The sequence below is a fragment of the Nostoc sp. genome (genome assembly GCF_036917435.1).
In the GTDB taxonomy this organism is placed as follows: domain Bacteria; phylum Cyanobacteriota; class Cyanobacteriia; order Cyanobacteriales; family Nostocaceae; genus Nostoc.
The window spans coordinates 1-17,064 of the sequence record NZ_JBALDM010000036.1 but is presented as its reverse complement, the minus strand read 5'-3'; the positions used below and the strand labels follow the sequence as shown (position 1 = coordinate 17,064).

The 17,064-nt window shown below is 43.1% G+C and carries 15 protein-coding genes; 10 read left to right on the top strand and 5 right to left on the bottom strand.

What is annotated here, in order from left to right; all coding sequences use genetic code 11:
• Positions 1 to 19: 19 nt before the first annotated feature.
• Together V7K98_RS16825 and V7K98_RS16820 are read right to left on the bottom strand one after the other, a co-directional pair.
• Positions 20 to 856 (bottom strand): DUF3598 family protein, encoded by an 837-nt coding sequence (locus V7K98_RS16825; protein ID WP_335023738.1) that lies wholly within the window; start codon positions 854 to 856, stop codon positions 20 to 22.
• Positions 857 to 1,171: 315 nt separating this feature from the next.
• Positions 1,172 to 2,074: a cell division protein FtsX gene (locus V7K98_RS16820; RefSeq protein ID WP_335023736.1), complete on the bottom strand. Its 903-nt coding sequence runs from the start codon at positions 2,072 to 2,074 to the stop codon at positions 1,172 to 1,174.
• A 109-nt stretch (positions 2,075 to 2,183) separates the two neighbouring features.
• On the opposite strand from V7K98_RS16820, the gene def reads away from it, so the two are divergent.
• The 4 genes from def (at position 2,184) to V7K98_RS16800 (ending at position 7,166) form a co-directional block, all read left to right on the top strand.
• Positions 2,184 to 2,747: a peptide deformylase gene (gene def / locus V7K98_RS16815; protein WP_335023734.1), complete on the top strand. Its 564-nt coding sequence runs from the start codon at positions 2,184 to 2,186 to the stop codon at positions 2,745 to 2,747.
• Positions 2,748 to 2,757: 10 nt separating this feature from the next.
• On the top strand, positions 2,758 to 2,961 hold the full coding sequence (locus V7K98_RS16810) for a hypothetical protein (protein WP_335023732.1): 204 nt from the start codon (positions 2,758 to 2,760) through the stop codon (positions 2,959 to 2,961).
• 858 nt (positions 2,962 to 3,819) lie between these two features.
• Positions 3,820 to 4,632, top strand: coding sequence for a PD-(D/E)XK nuclease family protein (locus tag V7K98_RS16805; protein WP_335023730.1), 813 nt, complete (start codon positions 3,820 to 3,822; stop codon positions 4,630 to 4,632).
• A gap of 59 nt (positions 4,633 to 4,691) precedes the next feature.
• Positions 4,692 to 7,166, top strand: a complete 2,475-nt coding sequence (locus tag V7K98_RS16800; RefSeq protein WP_335023728.1) for a single-stranded-DNA-specific exonuclease RecJ — start codon at positions 4,692 to 4,694, stop codon at positions 7,164 to 7,166.
• A 77-nt stretch (positions 7,167 to 7,243) separates the two neighbouring features.
• Here the strand turns inward: V7K98_RS16800 and V7K98_RS16795 are convergent, their stop codons facing one another.
• Positions 7,244 to 7,708 carry a pentapeptide repeat-containing protein gene (locus tag V7K98_RS16795; protein WP_335023848.1) on the bottom strand — a complete coding sequence of 155 codons (465 nt, stop codon included), beginning with the start codon at positions 7,706 to 7,708 and terminating at the stop codon, positions 7,244 to 7,246.
• On the opposite strand from V7K98_RS16795, the gene V7K98_RS16790 reads away from it, so the two are divergent.
• Positions 7,620 to 7,922 (top strand): hypothetical protein, encoded by a 303-nt coding sequence (locus V7K98_RS16790; RefSeq protein WP_335023858.1) that lies wholly within the window; start codon positions 7,620 to 7,622, stop codon positions 7,920 to 7,922. The genes V7K98_RS16795 and V7K98_RS16790 overlap by 89 nt on opposite strands.
• Positions 7,923 to 8,277: 355 nt before the next feature.
• Here the strand turns inward: V7K98_RS16790 and V7K98_RS16785 are convergent, their stop codons facing one another.
• Together V7K98_RS16785 and V7K98_RS16780 are read right to left on the bottom strand one after the other, a co-directional pair.
• Positions 8,278 to 8,952, bottom strand: a complete 675-nt coding sequence (locus tag V7K98_RS16785) for a cadmium resistance transporter (RefSeq protein ID WP_335023726.1) — start codon at positions 8,950 to 8,952, stop codon at positions 8,278 to 8,280.
• Between the two features lie 308 nt (positions 8,953 to 9,260).
• A complete protein-coding gene (locus tag V7K98_RS16780) occupies positions 9,261 to 9,455 on the bottom strand; it encodes a hypothetical protein (RefSeq protein WP_335023724.1) in 195 nt (64 codons plus the stop codon).
• Positions 9,456 to 9,671: 216 nt separating this feature from the next.
• Between V7K98_RS16780 and V7K98_RS16775 the strand changes: the two genes are divergently transcribed.
• From V7K98_RS16775 to V7K98_RS16755, 5 genes are read left to right on the top strand one after another with little or no spacing between them, the layout of a single operon-like run.
• The gene (locus tag V7K98_RS16775; protein WP_335023722.1) at positions 9,672 to 10,430 is read left to right on the top strand and encodes an urea amidolyase associated protein UAAP1; all 759 of its coding nucleotides are present in this window, start codon (positions 9,672 to 9,674) and stop codon (positions 10,428 to 10,430) included.
• A gap of 60 nt (positions 10,431 to 10,490) precedes the next feature.
• Positions 10,491 to 11,132, top strand: a complete 642-nt coding sequence (locus V7K98_RS16770; protein WP_335023720.1) for an urea amidolyase associated protein UAAP2 — start codon at positions 10,491 to 10,493, stop codon at positions 11,130 to 11,132.
• A gap of 47 nt (positions 11,133 to 11,179) precedes the next feature.
• Positions 11,180 to 14,779: an urea carboxylase gene (gene uca, locus V7K98_RS16765; RefSeq protein WP_335023718.1), complete on the top strand. Its 3,600-nt coding sequence runs from the start codon at positions 11,180 to 11,182 to the stop codon at positions 14,777 to 14,779.
• Positions 14,776 to 16,161, top strand: coding sequence for an allophanate hydrolase (atzF, locus tag V7K98_RS16760; protein WP_335023716.1), 1,386 nt, complete (start codon positions 14,776 to 14,778; stop codon positions 16,159 to 16,161). The genes uca and atzF overlap by 4 nt, the downstream gene beginning before the upstream one ends.
• Positions 16,158 to 16,571, top strand: coding sequence for an allophanate hydrolase-related protein (locus V7K98_RS16755; RefSeq protein ID WP_335023714.1), 414 nt, complete (start codon positions 16,158 to 16,160; stop codon positions 16,569 to 16,571). The genes atzF and V7K98_RS16755 overlap by 4 nt, the downstream gene beginning before the upstream one ends.
• Positions 16,572 to 17,064 lie beyond the last annotated feature (493 nt).

Sequence of the window (17,064 nt, the reverse complement as noted above, 5' to 3'; positions counted from 1 at the left end):
CATCGCGGGGCTAAAATTTTTACACTTTTTCTTCAGTAACTAATGTTAAGCTAACCCATTCGCCTTTATCGTTATAGCTGCGAATCATCCTTTGGCGGAGGTTTGGCTGAATTAACCAACCCGCTTCTAAGAATAAGGATTGACGTAATAGCACCTGGAGGGGAGAAGTTACAGAAGCGCCATCAGGTAACAATAATACTTGTACTTGCTTTTCGGGATCTTGGTCAAAGAGAATAATGGAACCTTTGATGGTAGCAGTTGAGGTAATTGTGCGTAGACGCAAAGCGGCTTGTCGTGAGACATCGCCAAAAGAGGTACTTTGAATTAATCTCCCAGTATCATCAAGTTGTATTTTCAAAGTTGTAGAGTAAATATCAGACGAACGCAAATCTCGATAGATTGTCACTGCTTGTCCTCGCCATTCTCCCAACAAATCATTTATCTGCAAAGGCGGACGTTCTGTTGCTGGGGTTCCAGCTAAATGTTCTCGAATCAGAGTTAGTCCATTGAGATGACCGTTTTTATCAAACAGTTGTACCAGACGTAAGCGGCGATTTTCATGAACAAAAGCGAGTTCTGCACCAAATTCGGAAAATGGCCCTAGCTGAATTAAACCTTCAGAAAATGAACCATTTTCAAAAAACAGCAGACCCCCTCCCACAGACATAAATTCTCTGATTACATCATCCTTTCCCGAACGGCTCAGAGTTAGTCGCACTGTCTGATTATTATTCAAACCTTCTAGGGAAAGACGGCTAGAAGTATCGTTGAGAAGCGTTCCTTGGGGAGAAAAATTGGTAAATGAACCTTCCCATACACCGAGATTTTGCAGAAAACATTCCCATTGCGATTTCATAAGATTTTGTCTTTTGTCTTTTGTCTTTTGTCATTTGAACTTTGGAATTTTCAAAATTTTAAATGAACAACTGAAGTTTTGGATTGAATGAATATGAAATTAAACTTACATAACGCCGTGTGCAACTTTGCTCTCAGACCTAACCCCCAACCCCTTCCCTACGAGGGAAGGGGAGCAGGAATCAAAGCCTCTCGACCTTTCGGGGAGAGGAATGGAGAGGGGTTTGAACAATAAGTGGCACATCGCATTACATCTCAACTTAGCAGTGCTAATCAAATGGGCAATGACAAATGACCAATGACAAATGACAAATGACTAACTTTTAGCAAAACGTCTGACTGCAAATAAGCTTCCCATTAATCCTACAGTTGCACCGAAACTCAATAGAATTAAGGGTAATAGTAAAACTTGGGCTGGAGAGAGTTGCACGCCGTTAGTGATAAATTGAATAAATTCAGGTTGATTGGCTAGCAATTTAGCGATAAACTGTTGAATCACAGAAATAAAACTCCAAGCGATCGCACCACCAACTAAACCAAAAGCAATTCCTTGTAAAATAAACGGCAGGTAAATCCATGCAGAAGTTGCTCCTACCAGTTGCATAATTTCAATTTCTTGTCGTCGCGCCATGACAATCAGCCGAATTGTGGTTGTAGTCACTGCGATCGCTGTTAAGGTCAAAATAATCGTAATTGTTAAAGTAATCCATTTCAGCCCCCGATGCAGTTGGGCAATGCGTCTAACTGCTTCATCGATATATTCCACCGTCTCAACTCCCGGCAACTTAGCCAGTTGCGTTGCTAAACCTGGTACAACCTGAGAATTACGCGCTTTCACCTTCATCTCATCAACTAAAGGATTCTCACCTAGCTGCTGGGTAGCGCCCTCAATATCAGAGATTTTCATTTCCTTAACTAACTTAGTCCAAGCTTGCTCTTTGGTAATGCTCTCCATTGCCGCTACCTCTGGCATTTTGGCAATCAGTGGCTGAATATTTTCGGCGCGTACATCCGGTTCGAGATAAACTGATACTTCTAGCTGGCTACCGAACTGATAAAGGAGTTTTTCAACTTGCCAAGAGGTTTGCAAGCTTAAACCAAATAAAAACAGTAACACCGTAACAGTACTTACAGCCGCCCAATTCATCCAACCTCCCCGCAATAAACCCAGGAAAGTTTCTTTAAGTAGATAGTCTAGTTTCGTGAAAGACTTAAACATAATTCGTAATTAATAATTCGTAATTAATAATTCCCAATGCCCAATGCCCAATTCCCAACTTGATAGAATAAAAATAGTACGAATTTTCACCATCTAGCCATTGAGACTCATGCCCTCTGATATTGCTGTAGAGAAAAAAAAGTTAAAAAATCCACCTTTGGAGCTTCATTATTTAGGCGATCGCGTGCTGCGTCAATCTGCAAAACGGGTTTCTAAAGTAGATAACGAACTTCGCAAAATGGTGCGCGAAATGCTGCAAACTATGTATAGCAAAGATGGCATTGGTTTGGCTGCCCCGCAAGTGGGAATTCACAAACAACTAATTGTCATCGACCTGGAACCAGAGAATGCAGCTAATCCGCCTTTGGTGTTGATTAACCCCATCATTAAACAAGTCAGCCACGACATCTCTGTTGCCGAAGAAGGATGCTTGAGCATTCCCAACGTATATCTTGACGTAAAGCGTCCCGAAGTCGTGGAAATCGCCTATAAAGACGAATACGGTCGTCTTCGGACATTAAAGGCTAACGACCTTTTAGGACGCTGCATTCAGCACGAGATGGATCACCTCAACGGTGTAGTATTTGTAGACCGTGTAGAAAACTCCTTGACTTTAGCTCAGGAGCTATCTAAGAATGGCTTCTCGTATCAAGCGGTGAAACCAATAGTATAGGGGGCTAGTAGTGTATTTAACTCCAAAAAGCGGTTTATTTCTGGGTGGTTCTTGTGTAAGTGCGATCGCAGCTGTCGGTTCAATTTTTGAACTCAGTTACGGACGGCCGGATTTGGGTTTCCAAGCCACGGCAATTATCCTCGCATTGAGCATTCCACTCACCGGATTCTTTTTCTTTGCCGCAGTGAAGGATGCAAGGGCTAACATGAAGTAAGCATCAGGTACATAAAAAAGGTAAAAGGATGAAACAAAGGCAAAATTTATCCTTTTACCTTTTATTTTTATTCTGGATTTTCCACTGCCCCTAAAGCTTTCAGCGTTACTAACTGGGCTGTGGTTAACCCCGTTACCCTCGTGATATTCATTTCTTCGTAGGGTCTTCGTGATCGCAGTGTTTTTATGCACAAGGTTCCAAAAGTTCTCACGAGAAATAGCTTTACCATTCAGAAATTTACGAACCGTATCTTCCCCAACTTTTGCATTATTTGGTAAATCTTTTACTAAGTCTTGCCAGCGTGCATAACGCTGTTTATAGGAAGATTTAACTTGTTGTACGCACTCTTGGCGCAGTCGATAAGACCGTTGAGACATAGGTGGCGCTCAAAAAGTTACTTAAACTATAAGTCATTTCTTTAAGTCTAAGTCAGTGATACATCAGTGACAACTTCAAGATTTTTTCGTGCCAAAATCGGGACTAGTCAGGGTTATTTTAGGAAGGCATTTAGTTTCATAAATTTATAGAGGCAATATATCCAACTCGCTTTCTACCTCAAGAGGGAATATGAGACGCTTACGTAGTATATTACCACCATTTGTAATTATAAGCACAATTACTAACTTTGCTCATTTGACTATTCGTGTAAATGAGTATTTAAACCCACATATACAACAAATAAGACCACCATTAGTATGTCAGGTTTTAACATAAACCAAGTAGGACAAAAGTGTTGTCTTCATAGCCAGTCAAGTGCTTAATTGCTGCTATAACCAAAACAAAGACTGGCTTTTTTCATTTGGACATAACTTCATTCGTAAGGGCTGAATATCAAGCGATCGCTTCTAAAATAGAAGAATGCTGTTAACTCCCACTCAACTACTGCGACTATCTCAAGGACAACTCAACTTACTAGAAGCTTGTCCGCGTAAATTTCAACATACTTATTTAGAAAAACTCAATTCGCCCTCAAATCCAGAACAAGAAGAACGGCAAACTTTGGGTAGCCGTTTTCACTTGCTTATGCAGCAGCAAGAAATGGGTTTGCCAATTGATAGTTTTCTGCAAGCAGATGCTAAACTGCAAAGCTGGATGCTAGCTTTTGCCGATGCAGCCCCAGAAATTTTAACGGCTGCATCTGATAATCAAGCTTTCCGTGAGAGTGAACACTACCGAACTCTACAAGTTCAGGATTATTTGCTGACGGTTGTCTATGATTTATTGATTGCAGATAACCAACAAGCGCAAATTCTCGACTGGAAAACTTATCCGAAACCACCCAATAAACGCAAGTTAGAGTCAAACTGGCAAACACGGCTTTATCTGTATGTTTTGGCGGAAACTAGCGACTATTTGCCAGAAAATATTTCTATGACTTACTGGTTTGTCCAATCTGAGGGTAAACCGCAAAATATTAAATTTAATTACAATACTGCTCAACACGCACAAATAGCAAAGAAACTTAATCAACTGTTAAGTAAGTTAACTAATTGGCTGGAAGATTACCAAAATAACCAGCAGTTTCCTCAAGTTGTGGAGGGTAGTAAAACTTGCGATTATTGTCAGTTTGCTAAAAGGTGCGATCGCATACAAGTTCCTGAAGAAGCAGTAAAAGACTCATTGCCAAATTTTGACAGCATTCAAGAAGTCTCACTCAACCGTATATCTTAAAGGATGTTTGTCAAGTCCAATGAATCTCAAACAACTGAGGATCAATCCCCGATTTAATCATGCCAGAACAACAGCAGTGGACTATAGCAGCAACCGAACAACCCCCGGAGTGGTTTATCCAAGCGGTGAGACAATATACACCCGCATCAAGTGGAATATATGCGGCACAATTATTGTGGAAAAGAGGAATTAAAGATAATCAACAATTAACAGCTTTTATTAACTACAAAGCTTATCAACCAGCGAGTCCCTTTGAGTTTGGGCAAGAAATGCACTTAGCGATCGCACGATTGCAACAAGCATATAACGCCAAAGAAAAAATTGCCATCTGGGGAGACTTTGATGCTGATGGGATTACCGCTACATCTGTACTTTGGGATGGATTAGGGCAATTTTTTACACAAATCACTCAGTTAATTTACTATATTCCCAATCGCCTGAAAGAATCTCACGGCCTCAATAATCAAGGGATTGATAATTTAGCAACCCAAGGTTGCAAATTAATTGTTACTTGCGATACTGGCAGCACCAATATTGAGGAAATTATCTACGCCAAACAGCTAGGCATAGATGTAATAGTTACAGACCATCATACTTTACCAACTGAACGCCCACCTGTCACAGCAATTATCAATCCCCGTTATTTTTCAAGGGAACATCAGCTATTTAATCTTTCTGGGGTGGCGGTAGCTTATAAGTTAGTCGAGGCATTACATCAAACTCTGCCTAATATTGCAAAATATCCCTTAGAAGATTTATTAGATTTAGTAGCAGTAGGATTAATTGCCGACTTGGTGCAGTTAACTGGAGATTGTCGTTATTTAGCACAGTTGGGAATTCAACGACTGCAAGCAGATTTTCAACAGCCGCCAGCAGCGCGTCGCCGTCCGGGGGTGGGGCGATTATTAGAATTGTGCCAGAAGAATGGCGATCGCCCCACAGATATTTCCTTTGGTTTGGGGCCAAGAATTAACGCCGTCAGTCGCATCCAAGGTGATGCCAGTTTTTGTGTTGAATTATTAACCAGTCGAGATGCCAAACGTTGTAACGAACTAGCCGAAGTCACAGAACTCGCAAACACCAGGCGCAAGTCTTTGCAAAAAGATGTGCAAGCACAAGTAGCACAAAAACTTACTCAATTAGACTTATCAACCACCAGCGTCATAGTCCTAGAAGATCCCCAGTGGCCTGCGGGTGTATTGGGCTTAGTTGCTGGACAGATAGCGCAAGAAACAGGCCGCCCGACTATTTTATTAAGTACAGAAGGGAGTGGGGAATCGGAACTTGTACTGAGCGAAGCCGAAGTAGTGGGGAGTGGAGAAGATTCTCCCCCTACTCCCTACTCCCTACTGCCTACTCCCCTTGCCCGTGGTTCCGCCCGTTCGGTGAATTCTGTCGATTTATACCAATTGGTAAAAGACCAAGCACATTTGTTACATCGCTTTGGTGGACATCCCTTTGCAGCAGGTTTGAGTTTATTGGTGGAAAATATTCCTTTATTTACAGCAGCGATTAATCAGCAGTTGCGGCAATCTTTAGGTAGCACAACCCTAACGCCAACCGTGCAAGCAGACTTGACGGTAACAGTTGCAGATTTGGGGAAAGAGTTGTTTTTGGAATTGAAAGTACTAGAACCTTGTGGAATGGGTAATCCTGTTCCGAAATTATTAATTCAAAACTGCCAGTTTGAGAATGCTTGGCATCGAAATCAGCAGGATTGGCAAGGGAAAAAAGTACAGTACATTAAAACTGAGTTTGACATTCGGGATGATTCCGGCAAAATTGCTTTTCCGGGCTTATGGTGGGGACACTACAAAGATGAATTACCCATAGGAAGGTGTGATTGTATAGCAGAATTAGACTACAACACCTTCAAAAAACGTTATGAAATTAGATTAATTGCCGTGCGTCCTTCTGTTAACTCAGGACTCAGCACTCGCAACGGGCTAAACGCCCTGCTACCGCTAACACCACTCATCTTAGACTTACGGAATCAAGAACACTCAAAAAAAGCTACAGCTAACGCAACTCAAGATTCACCACTAATTCTTGAAGATTGTCCCACGAGTTGGGAGAGTTTACGCTTATGGTTGCGGCGATGTCTAATGACAAGCCGCTTTGCCTCTACGCTTGACAATCAACAACAATTAGCGATCGCTTGGTCTAAACCCAATCACCAACCACCCAATCAAATTTGGCTGACTCTTGTCGGAATTGCCAAATATCTCAGTCGCACAAATCAACCAGTTACCCGCGTACAACTTTTAGAGAAAATTGGCATCAGCGACCAAACCTTAATTGTCGGAATCAAAGCTTTAAAAGCTTTAGGGTTCACAGTCAAACGAGAAGACAATTATTTGCAATTTGCTTGGCATCCAAGCGATCGCGCAGAAAACCTTGCTGATGCAGCAGTGGCAAGATTTTTAGCTGCTGTCCGAGAAGAACAATTTCAGCAACAGTATTTTGCCGAAGTGCCTTTGTCTACTATTGTGGCGATCGCAAACTCCGACAATTATATGGGTGCAACCCGTTAAAAATAAAAGCCTGTATTCATTACTGAATAAGGCTTTTGAGGTTTATTATTAAATTTGTACAGAGAACTTTAGTTCACTTACTGAATAACGAATCCTTCCGGTCTGATAGCATCTTCCAAATCAACCCCCATCAGGTTAGTCCCCTGGATGTTTGCATTTGTGAGATTTGTATTTTCCAAGTCTGCGCCCTGGAGGTTAGCCATTTGCAGGTTTGCTCCCAACAGGTTGGCTTTTTCTAGGTCAGCATCAAATAGGTTTGCTCCTAACAGGTTTGCTCCCAAAAGGTTTACCTTACCTAAATCTGCTCCTTGAAAGTTTGCGTTTTGTAAGTTTGTTTGCTGTAAGTTAGCCCTTTCTAAGTCTGCATTTTGTAAGTTAGCACCCTCTAAGTTTGCCGCTTGCAGGTTTGCGTCCTTGAGCATTGCTCTAGTTAGGTTACATCCAACACATTCATTGGTTTGTAATAAATGTCTAACATTTTCTGCTACAGACACTACTGGGGATACAACCGGAGGTATTACCGGGGAACTTACAGTTTCCATTGGTGATGTCACCGGAGATATTACCGGAGAACTTACAGTCTCCATTGGTGATGTCACTGGAGATATTGTTGGAGCTAGTTCAGACTCAGTAGGTATGGATGGTGTTAGTGTTAAAGCTTTAACGCTGGGCTGGTCAAAGAGCGAAAATCCTGCTACAAGTACCAGAAATACTGCTGTTACAATCCACCGAGTTAATTTTTTGAAATTTGATTGATTCATTAGTTCCTTCTTATCGTTAGTAGTAGTAGGCTTGCTTTTATAGGAGCCATTAATAATCTGCTTTATTCTCACTTTAGATAAATTGATTGATAAGATCAAATATTATTTTGATTCTAATTGATAAATTCAAGTGATTAAAAAATCTTTCTTTGTGGATGGGAAGCGATCGCGTGATTTTTTGGTTAGATCGGGGAATAGCACCCATCTGTGATGCCGATAGGGTTCGCACAGCGTCTCGTAGAGTAGCGTTAGTACAGCTTTGCGTAAATTTATGGCGAATTGAGGGTTGAATTTTAAACGCAAAGGAGCGCAAAGGTTAGCGCAAAGGTTTAATCAAGGCAGTTTTTTCTCTAATTAAAAAGCATTGCCAGACTAGGTAAAAGTCGATATGATTCACTTTTAATTAAGATAGAGAGTCCCAGGTAAATTAAGACAAATGGGAATATTTTTCGACCATAGCGAGTTAAAACGGGAGCCATGAGAGGATTACGAGTCAGGTTGTAAGAGAGTAAGCACCACACCCCAACCGTGAAGTAGCAAACACACAGAATTACACCCAAACTTGGAAGATTACTACTAGCAAACAACGGTACATAGATTCCAATGTTGTTTCCTCCATTGGCAACGGTGACAGCAGAAACGCGGTAGGTTTGAGGATCGCGGATGGTTGCTAATAGTGATTTTTTCTGGCGTTCAGATTTGACAGGAGAGGTTAAGTCAACTGACACCGCTTGTACTGTCTCTGCATCCTGTTCTCGGCTGATGAGATTACTAATACCAATGGCGACGGGAAGCAAACCTAGTAATCCAATCCAGGTGGTAGGAATCAGAAGACCGCCGAAGAAACCAGGAAGGCTAGCAAAAACTAACGCAGTGAATCCAAGAAATTCACCGATAACAATATGCTTAGGACGAAAACTGCGATTGACTTTTCCGAAGAAAGCTGTCAAGTATAAATTGTCATCAAAGGTAGTTGCAAAAGCAGCAGATATCCCAATAATTAATGTGCTAATTAACCAAGTCATAATTGTTACTCACGATAATTCAATGCTGTCTGTCCTTCTCTGCTTCTCGCTGTGAGCGCAGTTCAGGAGATTTTGTGACTGTTTTAACTAACGACAACCAATCAAGGTTCGCTAGTCATCAGCCAGTTCTCCAGTTTTTAGAGGCGATCGCCTCCAATCAAATTGGTAATTTTTTTCTCAGCAAGGTACCTTGGGAGCTCATGAGGTCAATATTATGGCTTGCAACCAAATAAGAGCAAATACTCTTGTTTTTCAAAATGATAAATAAAAGTGATTAATAACTTTACCCTCTGTTTTGGGCTTTCTATCTAATGTAAATATTCTCCCCAAAAAGTTGCTTGAGGTAAGGAAAGCGCAGAGTCTAGCAAGCCTTCATTAACTATATTTAACGACTCGCCAGTTTCGCTGAGGAGTTGATCATGCATACCAATTACGTCTTCTTTCCCCAGGAATTTAGGCAGATTCCGCAGGTTAGTCAGTAAAGGAGATAATATTTGTGACAAGGATTACTAAAAAACTGTACTACTAATCTTCTGGGCTTGTTATTTGAGTCAGTTGTTTCCAGGACTTACGCAAAAAAGTTCTGAAGTAGCGGTAATTCATGAATTACCGCTACGACAAATCAGGTTTTTGAGACAATTTTGCGTAAGTCCTAGTTTCTTCAATTCCAGAGATTGAGCCTATTCCTTAACCGAGAGTCACTTTAACAGGGGTATTTTATGGTGCAAACATCTATTCTGCCAAATCTGGGATCAATTGATCCGAGCTTAATTTTAATTGATGAAAAGCTTCCTGGTGGAGCGTATTGGCATTACGTTATCAAACGGGGAAACACTTTGCGCGTGACTGATTTGGAAGGATCTCAGGGTGTTTCCATGATTTGCTACAACGCAGATAACTCAATTGAGCGGCTGAACGTAGCAGATACCGCCAAAATTCAGTTTAACGCTTTCCTAAAAAAGGGTATGGTAATTTACTCTGATATGGGGCGTATTCTGTTTTCCATCACGGAGGATACCTGCGGTTATCACGATCTGATTTGTGGTTGTAGCAATGCTGCTAGCAACATTGCAAAATATGGCGAAGGACCTTACAACAAATATGGCGAAAGCGATTACAACAACTCCCGCAACAATTTTCTCAAAGCCTTGGGTAAGTGTGGTTTAACCAGAAAAGACCTAATGCCCAACCTCAATTTGTTTAGCCGGGTGGCAGTGCATCCCAATGGAGACTTGGAATATGTTGCAGGCAATGAGAAACCAGGCAGTTTTATTGATTTGCGGGCGGAAATGAATGTTTTGGTGATTATTTCAAACTGTCCCCATGTATTACACCCCGATACAGTGTATAAACCTAAGTCAATTCAGCTTACCGTTTGGAAATCTTCTGCACCTACACCAGACGATCTCTGCCGCACTGCAAACGAAGAAGTGATTCGTGGTTTCATTAACACTGATGCGTTGTTTGCTCAGGAGTAGTTGGGCTGTAATCTGTAACTTACAGCAGTTTGCATCTGAAAATAGAACAGGAATTTCATTATGGTCGCAACATTACCCATTGAACTCGATCCAGCAAAAGCAATTTACGATCGCCAATTGCCTGCCCGTCAACCCTGGTCTAGAGTAATCAAAAAAGGGCAAATTTTACGCATTATCGATCTATTAGGTAATCAAGCCGTTGATACCTTATTTTACAACGCTTACGATCCTTCAGAACGCTATAGCGTTCCTGATACCATTGTTCGTCAAGGCAATATTTTCATTACTACTGGCACTCAGCTGATTTCCAATGAAGGAAACGTGATGATGACCGTCACCCGTGATGATTGTGGCAAACATGATACACTTGGTGGAGCATGTAGTATGGAAAGCAACTCAGTGCGCTATGGGCTACATAAAAAGCATCTGCACGCTTGTGTAGAGAATTACTTGCTGGAACTGAGCAAGTACGAGATGAACAAACGCGATCTCGTCAGCAATGTGAATTTCTATATGAATGTTCCCGTTAGCGAAGACGGCACATTGGAAATCGTCGATGGTATTTCAGAAGCCGGGAAAATCATCGATTTACAGGCAGAGATGGATGTGATGGTATTAATTTCTAACTGTCCACAAATCAACAATCCTTGTAATGCTTATAATCCCACACCAATCCGGTTAATTGTTTGGGACGCAGTGTAAGGGGCAAAAGACGTGGTAGGGTGCAGTTGTTGATTGATTTAACGCTGATGTTCAACAAAGTTTTGATTGCCAATCGGGGTGAAATTGCTTGCCGGATTATTCGCACCCTCGATCGCCTCGGTATTGCCTCAGTTGCAGTCTACTCCGAAGCTGATGCCCACGCAGCCCATGTTGCTGCGGCTGGGGAAGCCGTCTGTGTTGGAGATGCTGCTGCCGCGCAAAGTTATCTTCGGATGGAGGCGATTTTAGCGGCGGCACAGACGACTGGTGCTGAGGCGATTCATCCCGGTTATGGTTTTTTGAGCGAGAATGTAGCGTTTGCTGAAGCTTGTGCGGAAGCAGGGATTGTATTTATTGGCCCCACACCCGATCAACTGCGGCGATTTGGGCTGAAACATGAAGCAAGAGCGATCGCACAAGCTGCTAAAGTCCCACTTCTCCCAGGTAGTTTGTTACTAGATAATTTCCAACAGGTGAAACAGGCAGCAGCAGAAATTGGCTATCCTGTAATGATCAAAAGTACAGCCGGCGGTGGCGGTATTGGAATGCAGTTGTGCCGGAGTGAAGACACTTTGCCCGACTTATTGGAAAATGTCCAACGGTTAAGTCGCAATAACTTTAGTCAGAGTGGAGTATTTTTAGAAAAATACATCGAACGGGCGCGACACATTGAAGTGCAAATCTTTGGTGATGGTGAGGGAAATGTCATTGCCCTCGGTGAACGCGATTGTTCAACGCAACGGCGCAATCAAAAAGTGATTGAAGAAGCCCCTGCACCAAATATTAGTGATGCTTTGCGGCAGCATTTGTATGAGTCTGCCATTAAACTCGGTCAAGGAATTCGCTATCAATCGGCTGGTACAGTTGAGTTTATCTATGATGTGGATCCCCAACAGTTCTATTTCCTTGAGGTGAATACCCGCCTACAGGTGGAACATGGGGTAACAGAAGCGATTACAGGCGTGGATTTAGTGGAGTGGATGGTACGTCAAGCGGCGGGAGAGTCGCTGGGGTTGGAATCCTACCAATATCAACAGCGAGGACATTCGATTCAGGTGCGGATTTATGCCGAAGATCCGAATAAAAATTTTCAGCCGAGTTCTGGTGAGTTAACTCAAGTGCAGTTTGCGGATGGGATTCGCTGTGATACCTGGATTGCCACTGGCACAAAAGTGTCGCCGTTTTACGATCCATTGTTGGCGAAGGTAATTGTGCATGGGGAATCAAGAGAAGATGCGATCGCTATTCTCCAAACTTCCCTTGCTCAATGTCGCATCGATGGCATTGAAACCAACCTGGAATACCTGCGCCAAATTGTTGCTGATTCGACGTTTAGCCAGGGCAATATTACCACAAAATTTACCAATAGCTTTACCTATCGCCCTAATACAATTGATGTGCTAGTTTCAGGTACGATGACCACCATTCAAGATTATCCTGGACGGGTGGGCTATTGGAATGTTGGTGTACCGCCTTCTGGCCCAATGGATTCTTTAGCGTTTCGGTTAGGGAACCGGATTTTAGGAAATTCAGAATCCGCAGCAGGATTAGAATGCACACTATCTGGCCCCGCTTTGCGCTTCAATTACGATACGGTAATTTGCCTTACGGGAGCGCAGATGAAAGCTACCCTAGATAAACAGCCCATTCCCTACTGGACGGCAGTTCCCGTAAAAGCAGGGAGTACCCTACAGTTGGGCAGTATTCAAGGCAATGGTTTCCGCACATATATTAATATACAAGGTGGATTTGATGTCCCCGATTATTTGGGCAGTAAAGCAACCTTTACCCTCGGTGGGTTTGGTGGACATGGCGGCAGAGCCTTACAAGTGGGCGATGTCCTTAAATTGCATCCCTCCACGTCCCAAAAATCACAGCCCATTTCCCCCGAATTGATTCCCACCTACTCAACTCATTGGGAAATTGGCGTTTTATATGGCCCTCATGGTGCGCCGGATTTCTTCACAGATGAAGATATCGAAACTTTTTTCAGTACTCATTGGGAAGTGCATTACAACTCCGCGCGAACTGGAATTCGGTTAATTGGGCCAAAACCAACTTGGGCACGACAAGATGGTGGTGAAGCCGGGTTACATCCTTCCAATATTCACGATAATGCTTATGCCGTTGGGACAGTTGATTTTACCGGAGATATGCCAATTATCCTGGGTTTGGATGGGCCAAGTTTAGGGGGTTTTGTCTGCCCTGCCACGATCGCAGAAGCAGAACTCTGGAAAATTGGGCAACTCAAACCGGGGAACACGATTCAGTTCCGTCGCCTCACCTTTGAACAAGCATTACAGCAAGAATTGCAGTCGGATCGGCAAATCCAAACGCTGGAAGTGGGGGAATCGATTCTTGTGATGGCTGACGGTTCTGAAAATCACGCGATTGTGGCAGAAATTCCCGCAACCGATGATCAAGTTGCCGTTATCTACCGTCAATCTAGTGATAAATACTTGCTGATTGAATACGGAGATTTGGTACTGGATTTGAAGTTGCGTTTCCGGGTGCATGAGTTAATGGCTCATTTGCAAAGTCGCCCCATTGATGGGATTTTGGAATTAACGCCGGGAATGCGATCGCTACAAATTCACTACGATAGCCGTGTCATTTCGCAATCAAATTTAGTTAATGCATTACAAAATATCGAATCTCATCTCCCAGATATTTCAAACCTAGAAGTGCCAACCCGTATTTTACATCTACCTTTGTCTTGGGATGATGAATCTACTCAACTAGCCATTCAAAAATATATGCAGTCGGTGCGAAAAGATGCACCGTGGTGTCCTAGCAATATTGAATTTATTCGGCGGATTAATGGACTGGGAAGCATTGCAGAAGTTAAAGAAATTGTCTTTAATGCCAGTTACTTGGTAATGGGCTTAGGTGATGTTTATCTCGGTGCGCCAGTGGCAGTTCCCCTAGATCCGCGTCATCGCCTCGTCACTACAAAATACAATCCCGCCCGTACCTGGACTCCTGAGAATGCAGTCGGCATTGGTGGCGCATATCTCTGCGTTTATGGGATGGAGGGACCAGGCGGTTATCAGTTTGTCGGACGTACTATACAAATGTGGAATCGCTATAAACAAACCGCAGATTTTCAAGATGGTAAACCCTGGCTGTTGCGATTCTTCGATCAGATTCGATTTTATCCAGTTTCTCATGAGGAACTAATGCGTCACCGAAAGGATTTTATTGAAGGCAAATTTAAACTGAAAGTTGAAGAAACCACATTTAAATTCCGCGACTATCAACAGTTTTTGCAAGAAATTACCCAAGAAACGACGATATGCCAAACCCGTCAGCGAATTGCTTTTCGAGAAGAACGCGATCGCTGGACAGCCACAACCGAAGATGAAAGTACCCTCGTCGCAGCCGATCTTCCACCAGCAAATGCAACCATTATTCCCGATGATTGCTACGCCCTAAGCGCCCCAACGACGGCAAACGTCTGGCAGGTGTTAATCAAAGCAGGCGATCGCATTACAGAAAACACAGGTGCGATCGTGTTGGAAGCCATGAAGCAGGAAATGACTCTGTTACCGGACGATCCAGGAACCGTGGTAGAAGTCCTCTGCGAACCAGGCCAACTTGTTACCGCCGGACAGATATTAGCGATCGTCCGAGGATCAGCATCATGACAGACTTGATCAGCCTAGATATTGCATCGCTGCTTACAGCTTATGGAACGGCTCAATTGCAACCAACGGATGTCATTGAGGAAATTTATCGCCGGATTGCTGCACGGGGAAACGATGCCGTCTGGATTCATTTATTACCACAAGCAGAGGCGATCGCTCAAGCTGAAGCGATCGCTGACAGGAATCTCAATGACTTACCTCTCTACGGCATCCCTTTTGCGGTGAAAGATAACATTGATGTGGCAAAAATGCCTACCACTGCTGCCTGTCCAGCCTACAGCTATATCCCTGAAAAAACGGCAACAGTAGTTGATCGCTTACTCCAAGCTGGGGCGATTTTAATCGGTAAAACCAATCTCGATCAGTTTGCCACAGGATTAGTGGGAGTGCGATCGCCTTATGGAGCCTGTAGCAGTGTTTTCCATGACGATTATATTTCCGGTGGCTCTAGTTCTGGTTCTGCCGTGGCAGTCGCGGCGGGGCTGGTAAGTTTTTCACTAGGCACTGATACAGCCGGTTCTGGGCGAGTTCCAGCCGCATTTAACAACATTGTCGGACTCAAGCCTACCAGGGGTGTATTAAGTACGTCTGGCGTAGTGGCTGCCTGTCGTTCGCTCGATTGCGTTTCCATTTTCACATTGAATTGCCAAGATGCTGCGATCGTCTGGCAAGTTTCCGGTGGCTTTGATCCTACTGATAGTTATTCACGCCAAATTCCACCACAAACCGCAGCAATTCCATCATCATTTTCCTTTGGAGTCCCCAACGCAGATCAATTGCAGTTCTTCGGTGATGCAGCCGCAGCAGATTTGTATGAGCAAGGATTACAGAGATTAAAGGCGATCGGCGGGAATCTTGTAGAAATCGATTTTCAGCCCTTCCACCAAGCTGCTAATTTGCTCTATTCCGGTGCTTGGGTGGCAGAACGGCTAGCAGCTATTCAATCTTTCTTTGAAACTCAAGCTGATGCCATTCATCCCGTTGTCCGCCAAATCATTAGTAATGGTTTGCGCTACACAGCAGTAGATACTTTCAAGAGCTTTTACGCTTTAGAAGCACTCAAACAACAAGCTGCACAACAGTGGGAAAAAGTCAATATTTTGGCATTACCTACCACGGGGACTATCTATACCAAAGCGGAAGTAGAAGCTGATGCGATCGCTCTCAACACCAACCTGGGCTACTACACCAACTTTGTCAACCTAATGGACTTGTGTGCGATCGCTCTTCCCTCTGGCTTCCGTGCTAATGGTTTGCCATCTGGCATTACTTTAATCGGGCAAAGCTTTCAAGACGCAGACCTGTGTAAATTAGGTATCCGCTATCACCATCAGATGGGCGTTACTTATGGCAAAACAACTTCTATAAGGATTTTCCCATGACAATTGTATCTATTAATATGATTACTATTGCCGTTGTTGGCGCTCATCTCACCGGGCAGCCCTTAAACTATCAACTGCAAGAACGCCATGCCACCTTACTAAAAACCTGCAAAACTGCCCCCGCCTATCGCTTTTATGCCCTTGCCCATACCCAACCAGCCAAACCTGGATTAATAAAAGTTCTTGATGATTCTGGCGTAGGTATTGAAGTAGAAGTTTGGCAACTGAGTGCAGAAGGCTTTGGTACTTTTGTCGCCGCAGTCCCGCCACCCCTGGTTATTGGAACCTTAGACCTGGAAGACGGTTCTTCGGTTAAAGGATTTTTGTGTGAATCCTATGCGATTACCGACGCACAAAACATTTCTCAGTATGGTGGCTGGCGTAGTTATCTTGCTAGCTTATCAAGTTGAGATGCTCACCTACTTGTGTCAATACTGCGATCGCAAGTTATTACTATACTTTGCGACTTCTAAAACAACCTTTAAGATTGATGACTCCATTACTAACAAACCTTTTTAGCTGCTAGGTGTACTTAGTACTTTTGAATTAGTTCCAAAATAGAGGTCGCTCAATCGTTTCAAAGAAACATCGATCTGCGATTCTGAATTCCGCAAGTAGGGATGGATTGTAAGGAGTTCAATAAAAAGGCGGGTTTCTAGTGAAGACAAAATCTGCTCAAGCAAAGTCAGGTAATTTTCGGCAGTATAGTCCCAAGTCTAATATTGTTGCCTAGAACCCTGGATTGTGGGGAGTTAGAGGGGGACAAAAAAGTATTCCAAAATAATTTTGGAAAAATAGTTGACATGAAGAGATGTGTTCGGTATATTGAATAAGTGCCTGAAGCGAAGCGTTGAAAAGCGACGCTTTAAGGGATACCGAACCTTGAAAACATTATAGTTTGAA

Bases quoted from the DNA above. Each gene is read 5' to 3' on its own strand.
- atzF (WP_335023716.1), top strand. From the start codon at position 14,776: ATGACAGACTTGATCAGCCTAGATATTGCATCGCTGCTTACAGCTTAT.
- V7K98_RS16805 (WP_335023730.1), top strand. From the start codon at position 3,820: ATGCTGTTAACTCCCACTCAACTACTGCGACTATCTCAAGGACAACTC.
- def (WP_335023734.1), top strand. From the start codon at position 2,184: ATGCCCTCTGATATTGCTGTAGAGAAAAAAAAGTTAAAAAATCCACCT.
- V7K98_RS16770 (WP_335023720.1), top strand. From the start codon at position 10,491: ATGGTCGCAACATTACCCATTGAACTCGATCCAGCAAAAGCAATTTAC.
- V7K98_RS16795 (WP_335023848.1), bottom strand. From the start codon at position 7,708: ATGGAAACTGTAAGTTCCCCGGTAATACCTCCGGTTGTATCCCCAGTA.
- uca (WP_335023718.1), top strand. From the start codon at position 11,180: ATGTTCAACAAAGTTTTGATTGCCAATCGGGGTGAAATTGCTTGCCGG.
- V7K98_RS16785 (WP_335023726.1), bottom strand. From the start codon at position 8,952: ATGACTTGGTTAATTAGCACATTAATTATTGGGATATCTGCTGCTTTT.
- V7K98_RS16775 (WP_335023722.1), top strand. From the start codon at position 9,672: ATGGTGCAAACATCTATTCTGCCAAATCTGGGATCAATTGATCCGAGC.
- V7K98_RS16825 (WP_335023738.1), bottom strand. From the start codon at position 856: ATGAAATCGCAATGGGAATGTTTTCTGCAAAATCTCGGTGTATGGGAA.
- V7K98_RS16755 (WP_335023714.1), top strand. From the start codon at position 16,158: ATGACAATTGTATCTATTAATATGATTACTATTGCCGTTGTTGGCGCT.
- V7K98_RS16820 (WP_335023736.1), bottom strand. From the start codon at position 2,074: ATGTTTAAGTCTTTCACGAAACTAGACTATCTACTTAAAGAAACTTTC.
- V7K98_RS16800 (WP_335023728.1), top strand. From the start codon at position 4,692: ATGCCAGAACAACAGCAGTGGACTATAGCAGCAACCGAACAACCCCCG.